Below are 16243 nucleotides of genomic sequence, written 5' to 3' on the forward strand. Positions count from 1 at the left end.
CAGAAAAAAACTAACATGAAGCTAGTTCTTTAACAATAGAGTAGTTTGTCAGATACACCTGTTGATTGCTCGAATGAGCGACGCACTGCGGTCGTCTCAGGCCGGCAGTGACCACGCGTGATGACGTCTTGCGCTCTCGGATGTCACCCGCCAGGCATATTGTCGCACCTCATTCCGCGGCAGCGCACATTCTCGCGTAGCTCATGAAGCTCGACGTGCATATGGAAAGCAAAAGGCCCGCGCTCATCGCACGGGCCCTGCCAGTCCACTTTCGTGCCTGATCGCGGCGGTGCCGCTGCACGCGGCCGCGAGCCTCACGCCGCCAGCGTATTCTCCACCACCTTGATGAAGAACGAGGTGCCGTAGACGATCGCCTCGTCATTGAAGTTGTAGGCGGGGTGATGCAGGCCGGCGCTGTCGCCATTGCCTACGAAGATGAAGGCGCCGGGGCGCGCCTCGAGCATGTAGGCGAAGTCCTCGCCGCCCATCATCGGCGGCATCTCGTGCACATTGGCGTCGCCCGCGACCTCCCTGGCGGCGCGGATCGCGATCTCGGTCTGCTCGGCGTGATTGATGACGACAGGATAGCCGCGTGCATAGTTCAGGTCGATCTTGGCGCCGGTCATCTGGGCGACGCCGGTCACGACCTCGCGCACGCGCTTCTCCATCAGCTCACGTACCTTCGGCGTCAGCGTCCGCACGGTGCCGCGCAGCACCGCGCTCTGCGGAATCACATTACGGGCATTGCCGGCGTGGAACTCGCAGATCGACAACACCGCGGCCTCCAGCGGGTCGACGCTGCGCGACACGATCTGCTGCAGCGCGGTGACAAGCTGGGCGCCGACCAGCAGGGAGTCGATGCAATTGTGCGGCTTGGCGGCATGACCGCCATGGCCCTCGATCGCGATGTCGACCGCATCGGTCGATGCCATCAGCGGGCCCTGGCGAATGGCAAACGCGCCGACCGGCAGGCCGGGCCCGTTGTGCATTCCGTAAACCTGGTCGATCTTGAAACGGTCGATCAGCCCGTCCTTGATCATCGCGTCCGCACCGCCACCGCCCTCCTCGGCGGGCTGGAAGATCACCGCGACCTCGCCGGCGAAGTTGCGGGTCTCGGCGAGATAGCGCGCGGCGCCGAGCAGCATCGCGGTGTGACCGTCGTGGCCGCAGGCATGCATCATGCCCGGGGTCTTCGAGGCATAGGGCAGCCCGGTCGCCTCCTCGATCGGCAGCGCGTCCATGTCGGCGCGCAGTCCGAGCACCTTCACCTCGCCGTGGCCGGGCTTGCGGCCCTTGATGACGCCGACCACGCCGGTCTTGCCGAGGCCCGTCACGACCTCATCGCAGCCGAACTCGCGCAGCCGCTCGGTGACGAAGGCCGCCGTCCGGTGCACGTCGTAGAGCAGCTCCGGATGCGAATGGATATCCCGCCTCCAGGCCTGGATATCGGGCTGCAGATCGGCGACGCGGTTGACGATGGGCATGGGGAATCTCGTAACTCCGGTGGGACTTTGCGCCTGTTTAGCATGCAAAAGCCGCACCGCCCAAGATAAGGGCTGCGCCCGCCTCATGGCTCGGTCAACCAGCCATGAACGTGGCGCTTGTCCGGCCCCGTCCGGGCTGACTAAAAGCTGGCAACGATGGGAAGGGAATGCCGATGCCGAGACAGCTCGAGGGGGATTACGATTATATCGTGGTGGGCGCCGGCACCGCCGGCTGCATCCTCGCCAACCGGCTGTCGGCCGATCCGAAGCGCCGCGTCCTGATTCTCGAGGCCGGCGGCAATGACAATTGGATCTGGTTCCATATTCCGGTCGGCTACCTCTTCGCGATCGGCAATCCGCGCTCGGACTGGATGTTTCGCACCGAGGCCGAGCCGGGGCTGAACGGCCGCTCGCTGGCCTACCCCCGCGGCAAGGTGATCGGCGGCTGCTCGGCGATCAATGCCATGATCTCGATGCGCGGCCAGGCCGCCGACTACGACCATTGGCGCCAGCTCGGCCTCTCCGGCTGGTCCTATTCCGACGTGCTGCCGGTGTTCAAACGGCTGGAGGATCATTTCCTCGGCGAAAGCGAGCATCACGGCACCGGCGGCGGCTGGCGCATCGAGGCGCCCCGGCTGTCCTGGGCGGTGCTGGACGCGGTCGGCGACGCCGCCGAGCAGATGGGCCTCCGCCGCATCCCCGACTTCAATACCGGCGACAATGAAGGCATCAGCTATTTCCACGTCAACCAGAAGCGCGGCCGGCGCTGGTCTTCCGCGCGGGGCTTCCTCAAGCCGGCGCTGAACCGGCCGAACCTGCGGCTCGAAACCAACGTCCTCGTCGACCGCCTGATCGTCGAGAACGGCCGCGCCGTCGGCGTGCGCTACCGGCAGAACGGCGAGACCATCGAGGCGCGCAGCAGGGGCGAGGTCATCCTCAGCGCCGGCTCGATCGGCTCGGTGCAGGTGCTGCAGCGCTCGGGCATCGGCCCTGCGGATTGGCTCGGCGAGCTCGGCATCGATGTCGTCCTCGACAGACCGGGCGTGGGACGCAACCTGCAGGACCATCTGCAGCAGCGCGCGATCTACAAGGTCACGGGCGTGAAGACGCTGAACGAGACGTACTACTCGCTGGCGCGGCGCGGCCTGATGGGGCTCGACTACGCGTTCCGGCGCCGCGGGCCGCTGACCATGGCGCCGTCGCAGCTCGGCATCTTCACGCGCTCGGATGCGACGCGCGACCGCGCCAACATCCAGTTCCACGTGCAGCCGCTGTCGCTCGACAAGTTCGGCGATCCCCTGCATCGCTTTCCCGCGATCACGGTCAGCGCCTGCAACCTGCGTCCGACCTCGCGCGGCACGGTCCGGATCAGGTCGGCGGGGATAGACGAGGCGCCATCGATCGCGCCGAACTACCTGGCAACCGAGGACGACCGCCAGGTGGCGGCCGACGCCATCCGCGTCACCCGCCGGCTGATGAAGCAGAATGCGCTCGCCGCCTACAGGCCGGAGGAATATCTGCCCGGCCCATCCGTCGGCGATGACGACGCGGCGCTGGCCAAGGCCGCCGGTGACATCGGCACGACGATCTTTCATCCGGTCGGCACGGCGAAGATGGGCTCCGCTGATGATCCGATGGCCGTGGTCGACGAGCGGCTGCGCTTTCGCGGCATCGAACGGCTGCGCGTCGCCGATGCCTCGATCATGCCGACCATCACGTCAGGCAACACCAACACGCCGACGGCGATGATCGCAGAGAAGGCGGCGTCGATGATCTTGGAGGATGGGCGCTAGGCGCTCACGTCCAACAACCACCGCTGCCGTCATTGCGAACGAAGCGGCGAAGCGAAGCGATCCAGAGCCCCGTCCCGACTCTGGATTGCTTCGTCGGCTTCGCTCGCAATGACACCATCAATGAACGGTGGCTTTTGACGTCAGAGAGGTTCAGCTTCAAATGATCCGCGCCACCAGCGGAACCCGGCGCAACAGTGCTGCGGCGAGCCAGCTCACCGACAGCGTGCCGATCAGCACGATCGCGAACTTCACTCCCGCCGGCCACGCCGGGTCGTAGACCAGATATTGCAGCCACAGCAGCGGCAGGAAGTGCAGCAGGTAGATGCCGTAGGCCGACGGCTGCAGGCGATCCATCAGCGCCAGCGGCGCCTTCGCCCAGCGCAGGAAGAAGGTCGGTACGCCGAACGCCATCGCGGCGCAGAAGCTCGCCACCGCCGCGCCATAGGCCGCGCGCCACCACCGTGGCGGGGAATCGAAATCGGCGATCCAGTTGTGATGCGCGTAGGCCAGCAACAGGATCGCGCCATAGCAGCCGTAGGAAAGACCGAACCAGATCCACCAGCGCCGCACCAGCGCGCCGTCGGCTGCGAACGGCCCCGTCCGCAGCCCGGCTGCGCCGATCGCGACGCCGCCGGCGAAGAAGGCCGGATAGAGCAGCACCCGGCTCGCCTGCAGCGGCAGCGGAAAATGTCCGGGCATGAACCAGAATCCGTCACCGAAGCCGAGATGCGGCGGCAGATAGACCAGGTTGGCGGTCACGAGGAAGATCAGGAAGCCAGTGAGCGGATAGTGCAGCAACGTCCCGGCCCAGCGCCCGAGTGCGCCGATCGCCTGCGGTGCCAGGACCCAGACGAACGCAGCCAGCATATCAAACCCCAGCAGCACGCCGAGAAACCAGGCCGAGCCGGACGGCCACGGCCCCTCGCTGATCATCCGCCACCACACCGCGCTGAACTGATCCTTCGCCACGTAGTAGCGGTAGTAGGCGATCGGCATGATCACGAAGATCGACATGATATAGGGCACACCGAGCCGCAGCGCACGGCGCCCGACATAGTCCGACGCGCCCCTGCCCGCCAGGCTTGCCGGCACGAACAGGCCGGAGATGAAGAACATGCACGACATGAAGTAGCTGTCGTTGAACAGCGCGACGAGATCGAATCCGAGCCAGTGCATGCGGTCGCCGCCCTGGCCGAAATCGGTGTAGTTGATGGCGGAGTGATAGAGCACGACCGAGAGCGTGATGAAGGTCCTGGCGCGGTCGAGCGGCACGATCCGATCGCGCGACGTCTCGGTTCGTTGCAGGGTTGGGGTCACGCGCTCATGCATCGACGTCGCATCCGGTCCATCAGCCGCCCCTCGGCGGCGCGCGCCGCTCATATCATTCGCCCGGCCCTGCGCCGACATCCTGCGTGACCGGGTGAGCCGTCGGCCATTGCCGCCATGATCACGAACACGTCATCGCGTTTCGATCGCGAGAAGCCGGGAATAAAACCGGGCCGCGACCGCTCTTCTCACCCGCAAGCCCGATGACGGGCAACGGGAGATGACGATGAGCCTTGGTGATCATGACGAGAACGGCGTCAGCCGCCGCAAGGTGCTGGAGTGCATGACATGGGCGGGCACGGGCGTGCTCTGGACGCTGTCGGGCGGCGTGCCACGTTCGCTCGGCCTGGTCGACGCGGCGCGGGCGGCCGAGCAGCCCGCGCCCGGCCTGACCTTCCTGCAGATCAGCGACAGCCATGTCGGCTTCGACAAGCCGGCCAATCCCAACGCGACCGGCACGCTCGAGGAGGCCGTCAACCGCATCAAGGCGATGCCGGTGAAGCCCGCCTTCATGATCCATACCGGCGACATCTCGCATCTGTCGAAGGCAGCCGAGTTCGACGATGCCGACCGCATCATCTCGCAGTCCAGGCTCGACGTGCACTACGTGCCGGGCGAGCACGACTTCCTCGACGAGGACGTCAAGCTCTACAAGGAGCGCTACGGCAAGGGCACGCGCGGTTCCGGCTGGTATTCGTTCGATGCCAATGGCGTGCACTTCGTCGGGCTCGTCAACGTGGTCGATCTCAAGGCCGGCGGGCTCGGCAATCTCGGCGCCGAGCAGCTTGCCTGGCTCGAGCAGGATCTCAAGGGCCGCTCGAAATCGACGCCGATCGTTGTGTTCGCGCACATCCCGCTGTGGACGGTGTATCCGCAATGGGGCTGGGGGACCGAGGATGGCGGGCGCGCGCTCGACAGCCTGAAGGGCTTCGGCTCGGTGACGGTGCTGAACGGCCATATCCATCAGGTGATGCAGAAGGTCGAAGGCAACGTCACCTTCCATACCGCGCGCTCGACCGCCTTTCCGCAGCCGGCGCCGGGCACGGCGCCCTCGCCCGGCCCGATGAAGGTCGAGGACGCCAGGCTGCGCAGCCTGCTCGGCATCGCCAGTATCGACTTCAAGGTCGGTGACGAGCGGCTCGCGATCATCGACACGCCGCTTGCGGGCTGAGGGACGAAAACGCGATGATCCAGCCTGTTCTTCGCGGTGCCGGCTTGGCCGCCGTACTGCTTGTTTGCGCCACGCCGCTGCGCGCCGAGACCATCAAGGTCACGATCGACAATTTCACCTTCACCCCGACCGAAGTGACGGTGAAGGTCGGCGACACCGTCACCTGGACCAACCACGACGACATTCCGCACACGGTGGTGTCGGCCGGGAAATACCGATCGAAAACGCTCGACACCGACGACAGCTTCTCCTTCACGTTCGCAGCCGCCGGCGACTACAAATATTTCTGTTCGCTGCATCCGCACATGACGGGGCTGGTCAAGGTTGAGTAGCATCGCGAACCAGGGCATGAGCATCGTCGGATGGGCCGGTCGGCGGCGTACCGCCGGCCGCGCCGTGCGACCGCGAACCGGGCCGGAGACCTCGCCGGTGACGACAGCCAGTGACGATCCCGAGAAGGCGCGACGCTTCCGCGAGGCGGCGCTGCCCTATCTCGACGATGCCTACACGCTGGCGCGCTATCTGCTGCGCAACGCCGCCGACGCCGAGGACGCGGTGCAGGAATGCTACCTGCGCGCGCTGAAGCATTTCGACACCTATCGCGGCCCGGCGATGAAACCGTGGCTGTTCGCGATCCTGCGCAATGTCTGCCACGCCGAATTCGCGCGCCGGGCCGGCGCGCCGGTCAAGGCGCTCGATGACGCGCCGGAAGCGGCCGAGCAGCCCCCGCTGTGGCAGGAGAGCGCCGAGACGCCGGAAGGCGCCGTGTTGCGGGAACGTGATGCCTCGGCGATCCGCCGGCTGATCGACACGCTGGCCGAGCCGTTTCGCGAGACGTTCGTCATGCGCGAGGTCAACAATCTGTCCTATCGCGAGATCGCGGAGGCCGCCGGCGTGCCGGTCGGCACCGTGATGTCGCGTCTTGCCCGCGCCCGCGCGATGCTGCGCGCCGCCTGGCTCGCGCAGGAGGAGCCTTAAGCCATGAACTGCGATGAAGCCGAGATCCTGATCCACGCGCTGGCCGATGGCGAGCTCGATGCCGGCCACGCTCGTGAGGTCGAAGCCCATGTTGCGACCTGCCCGCGCTGCGCCGCGGAGCTTGCCGCGGTCAGGCAGATGAAGCAGATGCTCGCCGGCACCGACCTCGGCTACAGGGCGTCCCCTGCCTTGCGCCAGCGCATCGAAGCCGCCCTGCCGCCGGCCGATGCGGCCTCCATCATCCCGCTCGCTGCCGTGCCGCCGAGCCGCCGCACGCTGCTGCGAGGCTTCGCCCTGGGCTCGGCGGTGTCGGCGCTGGCCGCCACCGGCCTCGTCGCCATCGTGCTGCGCAATGACGACCAGCAGCGGATCGAGGCCGAGATCGTCTCGGCGCATCTGCGCTCGCTACAGGCCGGCCACCTCACCGACGTCATCTCGACCGACCAGCACACCGTCAAGCCCTGGTTCAACGGCAAGCTCGACGTCGCGCCGCCGGTGATCGATCTGACCGCGCAGGGCTTCACCCTCATCGGCGGGCGGCTCGATTACGTCGACGCACGCGCGATCGGCGCGGTGGTCTATCGCCGCCGCCAGCACATCATCAACCTGTTCGTGGCGCAGACCTCGTCCACCGAGCGCCGCGCCGCACGGATGGACACGATCCAGGGCTTCAACATCCGCTCTTGGCGCGACCGCGGCCTGAGCTATTGGGCGGTCAGCGATATCGGCGCCGACGAACTCAACGAGTTCGGCGAGCGGTTCGAGCGCGCGATGGGTGCGAACAAGGAGGGGTGACGCGCTCTTGCGCTTCAGTCATTGCGAGCGAAGCGTGCCCACGGTCTGTCCGGAGACGAACTGAAACGGTGGGCACGGCGCCACGCGCCTTTGCCCACCCGATGCGAACATCACGCGGACTTGCGGATCGCGTTGTCGACCAGGGTTTTGCCGAGCGACCAGATCGCGCCGGGGACCTTGTGGCTCTGCGCGATGACGTCGTCGAAGGCGCGCTCGATCCAGGCGCAGTCCTCTTCGGTGATGGTCAGCGGCGGCAGCAGCTTGATCGTATGCAAGCCGTGGCCGGCGACCTGGGTCAGGATCTTGTGATCCTTGAACAGCGGCACCGTGATGAGCTGGCAGAACAGGCCCTTGTTGGCGCTCTCCAGCATGGTCCACGACGCCTTGAGGCGCAGCGATTTCGGCGGACCGAACTCGACGCCGATCATCAGTCCCTTGCCGCGCACTTCCTTGAGCAGCTCGTAGCCCGGCACCATCCGCGTCAGCGCCAGCCGCAGCTCGGCGCCGCGCTTGGCTGCGGCCTCCACCAGCTTCTCGGCCTTCATCACCTCGAGCGTGGCAATGCCGGCGGCCATCGCGAGGTCGTTCTTGGCGAAGGTCGAGCCGTGCACCACGGCGCGGTCCATGCGGTTGAAGATCTTGTCGAAGATCTGCTTGCGCGTCAGCAGCGCGCCGACCGGGACATGGCCGCCGGACAGCGCCTTCGACAGCAGCACCATGTCGGGTTCGACGTTCCAATGTTCCACCGCAAGGAACCGGCCGGTGCGGCCCATGCCGGTCTGGATCTCGTCGGCGATGAAGATGGTGCCGTATTTCTTGCAGAGCGCCGCGGCGCCGGGCAGGAACTCGTCGGAGGGCATGTTGACGCCCTTGCCCTGGATCGGCTCGACGATGAACGCTGCGATCTCGCGCGACGACAGCGCCTGCTCGAGCGCGGCGAGATCGTTGAAGGGGATCGCCGTGCAGCCCGGCAGCAGCGGCTCGAAGCCGTTGCGGAAGTTCGAATCATCGGTCAGCGACAGCGCGCCGTAGGTGAGACCGTGATAGGAGTGCCCGCAATAGACGATGCCGGGCCGGCCGGTCGCGCCACGCGCGAATTTGATCGCGGCTTCCACCGTCTCGGCGCCGGAATTGGCGAAGAACACCTTGTCCAGATACGGGACATATTCCAGCAGCCGCTCGGCAAGAACGCCCGCCAAGGTCGAGACGTCGAGCTGAACGAGATTCGGCAGATCGGTGTCGAGGACGCTTTTCAGCGCGGCGCGCAGCGTCGGATGATTGCGGCCGATTGCAAAGACGCCAAAACCGCTGAGCAGGTCAAGATAACGGGCGCCATCACGATCGTAGAGATATTGCCCTTGTCCCTTCTGGAACCCAACATCATATCCAATCGTCTTTAGAACGCGGACAAGCTGCTCGTTCAGATGCCGAGAGTGCATCGTGCTGCGCTGCGCTTGGCGCTCCACAAACATCTCGGAAACGTCTAGATTGGGTTTTAGCATCGGCTACATACTTCGGTTGATGGACGTGACGTCAACTGAAAACGCGCAATGCGGCGTTTTGCCCTCATTCGCACCATCAAAGCAAGCACGGGTTTCTGCCAATGTTGCATCGCCTTAGATATCTCATGTCGACGACACTAGCATACTCCGCAGTCGTGTTCGCAGCAGGAATTTCTTCCGCGCTCGCGGCCGACCCCACCGGCGACTGGCGGGTCGCCGACGGCGTCGCTAACATCCGAGTCGCACAATGTAATGGCAGCATGTGGGGCGTCGTGGCCTGGGAGAAGACCCCGGGCGGACGCGACAGCAACAACCCCGATCCGGCCCGCCAGAGCCGGCCGACGCTCGGCATGCCGATCCTGATCGACATGAAGAAGAAGCCCGGCGCAGACGCGTGGGAAGGCCAAGTCTACAACGCCAAGGATGGGCAGCTCTACAGCTCCACCATCACGCCGGTCGACCCCGATCACCTGGAGATCAAGGGCTGCGTGCTCGGCTTCCTGTGCGGCGGCGAGACCTGGACGCGGGTTGCTCCGCCGATCCCGTCGAGCCCCGTAAACAGCATGGCCAAAGGTACACAGAAACCAATCGCGCCGGCCCCTGCCCCGGCGGCCAAGACCACGACCGGCGTCGGCAGTGGCGCAACCGCATCGGCCAAGCCGGGACACAAGCCCGCGGACCAGGTCGGCGATATCTGCCTGCTGCCCGATATTGCGCGCGCCCGCTAGTTGGCGTCCGTCACCCGAACAAAAAAGCGGCCGAGAGATCGGCCGCTTTTTCTATTCGGTGATCAAGAGCCCTCTTGCTCCTTGACCTCGCGAGGCTTGCCCATCAGGGCCGGCTGGAACAGCAGCACGGCGGCGAGCGTGGTGACCAGCGACAGCGCCAGCAGCTTGCCCATGCTGGACGTGCCGGGATGGCTCGACAGCCACAGGCTGCCGAATGCGGTCGCCGTCGTCAGTGCGCTGAAGAAGATCGCCCGGGTCAGGCTGGTCTGGAGCAAATTGGTGCGGCCGCCGCGCCACGCCACCACGTAGTAGATCTTGAACGCGACGCCAATGCCAAGCAGGAGCGGCAGAGCGACGATGTTGGCGAAGTTCAGCGGCAGCTTGATCAGCACGCAGATCTCCAACGTCACGGCGCCTGCGACCAGCAGCGGCACGATCGTCATCAGCACGTCGGTGAAGCGCTTCAAGGTCACCCACAGCAGCAGGCTGATCACGACCAGCGAGTAGATGCCGGCGTGGATGAATGCCTTCACGATCGTGTCACCGGACTTCAGGATCGAGACCGGCCCGCCGATCGCGTTGGGCTCGGCCGTCAGGACGGCGTTGGCGAATCGCCTGAGATTGTCGTTGTCGTTCGGATCGCCCTTGGGCTGCGCCTCGACCCGAATCAGTCCGTCCTTGCTCTTCCACTGCGACACCAGTTCCGGCGGCAGGTTCGCGAGGCTGACCGGCTGCGCCTGCAGGGTGGCGCTGAGCTGCGTCAGCGTGATCTTCCACGGCTCGACGAACACCGCCTGTGCCTTGTTGCGAACCGCCTCGCTCGCGCCCGCGAGCCTGGCAAGCGCATCTGCGAGCCGCCGCGCCGCGACCGCGCCCGGCCCATTGCTCTCGCCCGCGGTGCGCCGGAGATTGTCGACGGTCGAGTTCAGGGCGTCGACATTCTCCTTGTCGCTCGGCGCCGCATCGACCTGATCCGGATTGAGCGCAGGCCCCAACACCTTCGCGCCCTGCGCGATCAGCTTCAGCTTGGCCGGCTGGTCCTCGGGAACGAAGCTGTCGAGCGACATCACGCGCGCCACTTCGGGGAGTTTCCCGAGCTTGGCCTCGATCGCCTTGGCCTCGGTCTCGGAGCGCGTCAGCACGTCGATCGCGTTGGCGCCCGTGTTCGGATCCTTTCGCAGGTCGAGATAGGTCGCGATCGACTCGGCGCGCGGATTGCGCAGGTTCATCGGGTTGAAGTCGAACTTCATGTAGTAGAGCAGCGGCAGGCCGGCGACGACCAGGCCGAGCGTGCCGACGATGATCGGCACGCGGTGCTTCTCGAGGAAATGATCGACCGGCGCCAGGAAGGCATAGCCGACCGGCTCCTTCTCGCCGGGCGGATTGAGAATCCTCAGCAGCGCCGGCAGCACCGTGATCGACGACAGGAACGCGATGATCATGCCGGCGCCGGCGATGGCGCCGAGCTCGGAGATGCCCTTGTAGTCGGTCGGCAGGAAGCACAGGAAGCCGGCAGCCGTCGCCATCGCCGCGAGCGACAGCGGCACCGCGGAGCGGCGCGCGGCTTCCGCCAGCGCCTCCGGCAGATTGTCGTTCTTGAATCGCTCGGAGCGGTAGCGCACGCTGAACTGGATGCCGAAATCGACGCCCAGGCCGATGAACAGCACGGCGAACGCAACCGACAGCAGATTGAGCGAGCCGACCATCATCAGGCCGACGGCCGTGGTGAGGGCGAGGCCGATGAACAGGTTGATGAACACGGCCGAGATGATCTTGGCCGAATGCAGCGCCAGCCACAGGATGATCAGCACGACGACCACGGTGCCGATGCCGTTGACGACGGCGCCCTCCTGCACGGTGGCGTATTCCTCGTTGGCGATCGGCACCGGACCGGTCAGCCGCACGCGCGCGTGAAAGCGGTTGGGGAAATCGAGCTCGGCCGCGGCCTGCCGGATCGCATCGGTGGCGGCCTTGCCGGGCTCCAGGGCCTGGTAGTCGAGGATCGGCTTGAACTGGATGAAGGCGCGCTTGTCGCTGTCTTCGAGCGGCTTGTCGGAGATCAGCTGGCGCCAGGAAAAGGTCGCATCACCCTTGTCGAGCACGGTCTCCACCGTCTGGGAGATGTAGTCGAACGGCCGTGCGGCATTGTCGAGCTTGACCTGGCCGCGCTTGACGCCGGCAAGGCCGGTCTCCAGCGCACCGGTCAGGCCGCGGATCGAGGGGTCCCCGGCCATGATCTCGACGAGCGGCGCTGCCGCCGCGAACTGGTCCGTGAGCTGCTTGACCTCCTCGGTCGGCAGGAACAGCAGGCCGTTCCTGGCGAAGAACTCGCCGCCGCCGAGCAACTCGACCGATGAGAAGTTCGCGGTGTCGCCCTTGAGCTTCTTGGCGAGCGCATCGGCCGCCACACCTGTCATCTCGGGCGTCGCCGCTTCGACCACCGCCAGGATCATCCGATCGCGATCGAAGGCCTGCTCATATTGCTGGTCGCGCTTGCGCCAGTCGAGATCAGGCGAAATCAGCTTGTTGATGTCGGTATTGATCGAGAAATGACGCGCCGTATAGAAGCCCGCACCTACGGAGAGCAGCAGGGCCGCAATCAATGTCGGCCAGGCAAACCGGGTGCAGGCCTTGACGATCGAGACGACAAACGTGGTCAGCACTTCGTGACTTTCTAATGTTTAGAGAGCTGGGCGGAAACGTCCGCTTCATGGCGGAGTTCCCCGATCAGGGCGAGCCCCGGACGCACACATCCTGAGCGGCGCCCCGACCCGGCCTGGCCCAACCTTGAAGACGAGGATGGTCCGTCGACGGCGGATCAGGTCGAACGATGCACGGAACCGTCGGGGCGGCTGATATAGCGGCTGTTCTCGGCGGTAAAGTGACGAACGAGTGAGAGCATAACCAACTCAATTAATTGATCTAATTTATAATTACTAAATTACCGGCGACCTGTCGCGAGCTGTGTGCGACGTGTCACATGCGAGCCACTTGCAGACCGGCTTTCTTCTTCGCTCGATTTTTGACACAAAGTCCTGCGTTTCCATCCGTGTGGCGGGCCATTGGGCATTCGCTGGTGCGATTATTGCAACCCTGTCGCACGCACGGAGGTGCCAGGTCGAAAGTGAGGCAACGTGGCTGGACGTCCAATGCAGGTGTATCTCGCGCAGCCGCGCGGTTTTTGTGCTGGAGTCGTGCGTGCGATCGAGATCGTGGAGCGCGCGCTGGAGAAGTATGGCCCGCCGGTCTATGTGCGTCATGAGATCGTCCACAACAAGCACGTGGTCGAGAGCCTGAAGGCCAAGGGCGCCATCTTCGTCGAGGACCTCTCCGAGGTCCCCCCGCGCGCCGTCACCGTGTTCAGCGCCCACGGCGTCGCCCGGACGGTGGAGGAGGAAGCGGCCGCCCGCAGGCTGCCGGTGCTCAATGCCACCTGCCCGCTGGTGACGAAGGTCCACAACCAGGGCAAGCGCTACATGTCCAAAGGCCGTACCCTGGTACTTATCGGCCATGCCGGCCACCCGGAAGTCGAGGGAACCATGGGCCAGGTTCCCGGCCCGGTCCACCTGGTGCAGAACGTGGCCGATGTGGCCACCCTGCCCCTGCCGGTCGATACCCCGCTGGCCTATATTACCCAGACTACGCTCAGCGTGGACGACACAAGAGACATCATTTTAGCCCTCCAAGCCCGCTTTACAGACCTTCAAGGTCCCGATATCCGGGATATCTGCTATGCGACACAGAACCGGCAATCTGCGGTAAGGGACTTAAGCAAGCTGGTGGACGTCATCCTGGTGGTGGGCGCCGCCAACAGCTCCAACTCGAACAGACTGCGCGAGATCGGCACCGAGGCCGGGGTCGCAAGCTATCTGATCGCTGATGGCAGCGAGCTCGATCCGGTTTGGCTGAAGGATGCCAAAGCCGTCGGCATCACCGCCGGCGCCTCGGCTCCCGAAGTTCTCGTCGACGACGTCATCGAAGCCCTGCGGCGCATCGGACCGGTCGAGGTCGCGGTGGTCCCGGGGCGGGAAGAAAACATCGAATTCCGCCTGCCGGCCGAATTGGTCGCGGGCTGATCGGTCCTCGTTTGGTCCAGAAAGAAGAGACGTAATGGCAATCCCCTTCCATAAGGAACTGCGTATCGGGGCCTATCTGATGAAGCAGAAGCTTCTCGGCCGGAAACGCTATCCGCTCGTGCTGATGCTGGAGCCGCTGTTCCGCTGCAACCTGGCGTGCGCCGGCTGCGGCAAGATCGACTATCCCGACGCGATCCTCAACCGCCGCATGAGCGCGCAGGAGTGCTGGGACGCGGCCGACGAGTGCGGCGCGCCGATGGTCGCCATCCCCGGCGGCGAGCCGCTGATCCACAAGGAGATCGGCGAGATCGTGCGCGGCCTGGTCGCCCGCAAGAAGTTCGTCTCGCTCTGCACCAACGCGCTGCTGCTGGAGAAGAAGCTCGACCTGTTCGAGCCGTCGCCGTATTTGTTCTTCTCGGTGCACCTCGACGGCCTGCGCGAGCATCACGACAAGGCGGTGTCGCAGAAGGGCGTGTTCGACCGCGCCGTCTCCGCGATCAAGGCCGCCAAGGCGCGCGGGTTCACGGTGAACGTCAACGCCACGGTGTTCGACGGCCACCCCGCCGAGGAGATCGCCAAGTTCCTGGACTTCACCACCGAGCTCGGCGTCGGCGTCACCATGTCGCCCGGCTACGCCTACGAGCGCGCGCCGGACCAGGAGCACTTCCTCAACCGCACCAAGACCAAGCAGCTGTTCCGCGACGTCTTCAAGCTCGGCAAGGGCAAGAAGTGGAATTTCATGCATTCCGGTCTGTTCCTCGACTTCCTGGCCGGCAACCAGGAGTTCGAGTGCACCCCCTGGGGCATGCCTGCGCGCAACATCTTCGGCTGGCAGAAGCCCTGCTATCTGCTCGGCGAAGGCTACACCAAGACCTTCAAGGAGCTGATGGAGACCACCGACTGGGACTCCTACGGCACCGGCAAGTACGAGAAGTGTGCCGACTGCATGGCGCATTGCGGCTACGAGGCGACCGCCGCCAATGCGGCGCTGACCAACCCGATCAAGGCGATGTTCGTGTCGCTGCGTGGCATCAAGACCGAGGGTCCGATGGCGCCGGAGATCGATCTCTCCAAGCAGCGCCCGGCGCAGTACGTGTTCTCGTCGGAGGTGCAGAAGCGCCTCTCCGAGATCCGTCACGACGAGGCGATCGAGGCGCAGCAGAAGGCCTCGACGGCCGCCTGATCTTCACGGCTCTGATCAATCAAAAGGCCGCCGAGTGATCGGCGGCCTTTTTCATTGAACTGATCTGTGGATCGGGATGGACGCTACGCTCGGCGATGAGCAAACGGCTCACGCCTCGGCAGCGGCCAGCGTCTCGGTCTCGAGGAAATGCTCAGCCGCCAGCATGCCGCTCAGCAGCAGGTCGCGCGCGCCGCGCAGCGAGCGCAGGGCGCGATTGAACTCGATGCCCGTCGACACCAGGCCGCGCAGTACGGCCGGATTGCGGGCGACGCCGCGCAGGATCATCGGCAGGTCGATGTCGCCGTTTGGCTTGATGGCGTCCTTGGCAAGCGACGGGAGGGTGCGATGGGCGGGATCGGAGATCACCCGCAGCGCCGCGAACGGCAGCCCGTACTCGGCGGCATAGGCGGCGGCGATGTGGCTCTCCATGTCGACCGCGGCCGCACCGGTCTTCATGCGCAGCGCCGCCTTGCGGGCCTGGGCCACCACCACCTCTTCGGCCCCGGCGAGCACGCCGCGCACAACGCGGCGCTTCTTCAGGGCGGCGCGGGCGATGTGCTCCTCGCGCAGCGACAGGCCCGACAGCCAGCGGGCATCGCCGGCGGTCACTTCGGTGGCGACGACGATGTCGCCGGCCTTGAGGCTCGGATCGAGACCGCCGGCCACGCCGAAGCTGACGACGCCGCGGATCGAGGTCGGATCGAACACGGTGAGCAGCGAGCGCAACTGCCTGGGGTCGCTCGAGCTGCAGATCACCATCATGCCGGGCCCGGCAGCAATCCGGGCCTCCTGCACCAAGCCCGTCACGACCAAGACCGGCCGCGAATCAATCGGGCGATCCGCGGACGTGTCGTCCCCCATCCCCAACTTCACAATCCGACCCCTGACACCTTCTCGGACGTCGCGTGATCCGACGTCTCCGTCTCTTGTTCCAAAGCCTCAGCCACGGCGGCGCCAGAGCGGAAAGGCCTTAACAAACCGAGGATTACGCAGAAAAAATCCGCGAGGAAACCCCGTTTGCGCCGCACTGCACCCGCACCTGATGCGTTTTTTGCCCGGTGTTGCCATTTGGCCCCGCCGATCCCTGTTCCGTCCTGGAACAGATTGCGCCGGTGCCACCGGGCGTGGAACTTTAAGCAAGAACTACGCCACGAAAATGTGAGACTCACGGCAAGCGGCATGACGGCGCGGCCAGATTCGGCCGCTC

Annotated in this window: 13 protein-coding genes; 8 read left to right on the plus strand and 5 right to left on the minus strand. The window is 65.4% G+C overall.

The features are described from left to right. Window positions 1-314: 314 nt before the first annotated feature. On the minus strand, window positions 315-1484 hold the full coding sequence (locus ACQR13_RS09610) for a M20 aminoacylase family protein (protein WP_316170549.1): 1170 nt from the start codon (window positions 1482-1484) through the stop codon (window positions 315-317). A gap of 173 nt (window positions 1485-1657) precedes the next feature. On the opposite strand from ACQR13_RS09610, the gene ACQR13_RS09615 reads away from it, so the two are divergent. Continuing rightward, entirely contained in the window at window positions 1658-3277 is a 1620-nt protein-coding gene (locus ACQR13_RS09615) for a GMC family oxidoreductase (protein ID WP_316170550.1), read from the plus strand. A 156-nt stretch (window positions 3278-3433) separates the two neighbouring features. On the opposite strand, the gene ACQR13_RS09620 is transcribed toward ACQR13_RS09615, so the two are convergent. Next, a complete protein-coding gene (locus ACQR13_RS09620; protein WP_316191766.1) occupies window positions 3434-4606 on the minus strand; it encodes an acyltransferase family protein in 1173 nt (390 codons plus the stop codon). Window positions 4607-4829: 223 nt separating this feature from the next. Here ACQR13_RS09620 and ACQR13_RS09625 point away from each other — a divergent pair, with 223 nt between their 5' ends. The 4 genes from ACQR13_RS09625 to ACQR13_RS09640 all read left to right on the plus strand — a co-directional run bounded on the left by ACQR13_RS09625 (window position 4830) and on the right by ACQR13_RS09640 (window position 7547). Further along, window positions 4830-5774 carry a metallophosphoesterase family protein gene (locus tag ACQR13_RS09625; RefSeq protein WP_316185213.1) on the plus strand — a complete coding sequence of 315 codons (945 nt, stop codon included), beginning with the start codon at window positions 4830-4832 and terminating at the stop codon, window positions 5772-5774. Between the two features lie 14 nt (window positions 5775-5788). Further along, the gene (locus ACQR13_RS09630) at window positions 5789-6106 is read left to right on the plus strand and encodes a cupredoxin domain-containing protein (RefSeq protein WP_315714883.1); all 318 of its coding nucleotides are present in this window, start codon (window positions 5789-5791) and stop codon (window positions 6104-6106) included. A gap of 97 nt (window positions 6107-6203) precedes the next feature. Beyond that, complete coding sequence (locus tag ACQR13_RS09635) at window positions 6204-6752, plus strand: sigma-70 family RNA polymerase sigma factor (RefSeq protein ID WP_315749251.1); 549 nt, start codon at window positions 6204-6206, stop codon at window positions 6750-6752. Window positions 6753-6755: 3 nt separating this feature from the next. Continuing rightward, window positions 6756-7547: an anti-sigma factor family protein gene (locus ACQR13_RS09640; RefSeq protein ID WP_434862775.1), complete on the plus strand. Its 792-nt coding sequence runs from the start codon at window positions 6756-6758 to the stop codon at window positions 7545-7547. A gap of 110 nt (window positions 7548-7657) precedes the next feature. On the opposite strand, the gene hpnO is transcribed toward ACQR13_RS09640, so the two are convergent. Then, window positions 7658-9049: an aminobacteriohopanetriol synthase HpnO gene (gene hpnO / locus ACQR13_RS09645; protein WP_315714885.1), complete on the minus strand. Its 1392-nt coding sequence runs from the start codon at window positions 9047-9049 to the stop codon at window positions 7658-7660. Between the two features lie 101 nt (window positions 9050-9150). On the opposite strand from hpnO, the gene ACQR13_RS09650 reads away from it, so the two are divergent. Continuing rightward, a complete protein-coding gene (locus tag ACQR13_RS09650; protein ID WP_409977889.1) occupies window positions 9151-9777 on the plus strand; it encodes a DUF2147 domain-containing protein in 627 nt (208 codons plus the stop codon). 62 nt (window positions 9778-9839) lie between these two features. Here ACQR13_RS09650 and ACQR13_RS09655 read toward each other — a convergent pair whose 3' ends face one another. Next, window positions 9840-12440, minus strand: coding sequence for an MMPL family transporter (locus ACQR13_RS09655; RefSeq protein WP_434862776.1), 2601 nt, complete (start codon window positions 12438-12440; stop codon window positions 9840-9842). A 486-nt stretch (window positions 12441-12926) separates the two neighbouring features. Here ACQR13_RS09655 and ispH point away from each other — a divergent pair, with 486 nt between their 5' ends. After that, the gene (gene ispH, locus ACQR13_RS09660) at window positions 12927-13853 is read left to right on the plus strand and encodes a 4-hydroxy-3-methylbut-2-enyl diphosphate reductase (RefSeq protein ID WP_434862777.1); all 927 of its coding nucleotides are present in this window, start codon (window positions 12927-12929) and stop codon (window positions 13851-13853) included. 34 nt (window positions 13854-13887) lie between these two features. Further along, entirely contained in the window at window positions 13888-15036 is a 1149-nt protein-coding gene (gene hpnH, locus ACQR13_RS09665) for an adenosyl-hopene transferase HpnH (protein WP_315714889.1), read from the plus strand. A 108-nt stretch (window positions 15037-15144) separates the two neighbouring features. Here the strand turns inward: hpnH and ACQR13_RS09670 are convergent, their stop codons facing one another. Then, window positions 15145-15909 (minus strand): phosphorylase, encoded by a 765-nt coding sequence (locus tag ACQR13_RS09670; RefSeq protein WP_409977888.1) that lies wholly within the window; start codon window positions 15907-15909, stop codon window positions 15145-15147. Window positions 15910-16243 lie beyond the last annotated feature (334 nt).

This window comes from Bradyrhizobium sp. HKCCYLRH3059 (assembly GCF_051168035.1).
Taxonomy (GTDB): domain Bacteria; phylum Pseudomonadota; class Alphaproteobacteria; order Rhizobiales; family Xanthobacteraceae; genus Bradyrhizobium.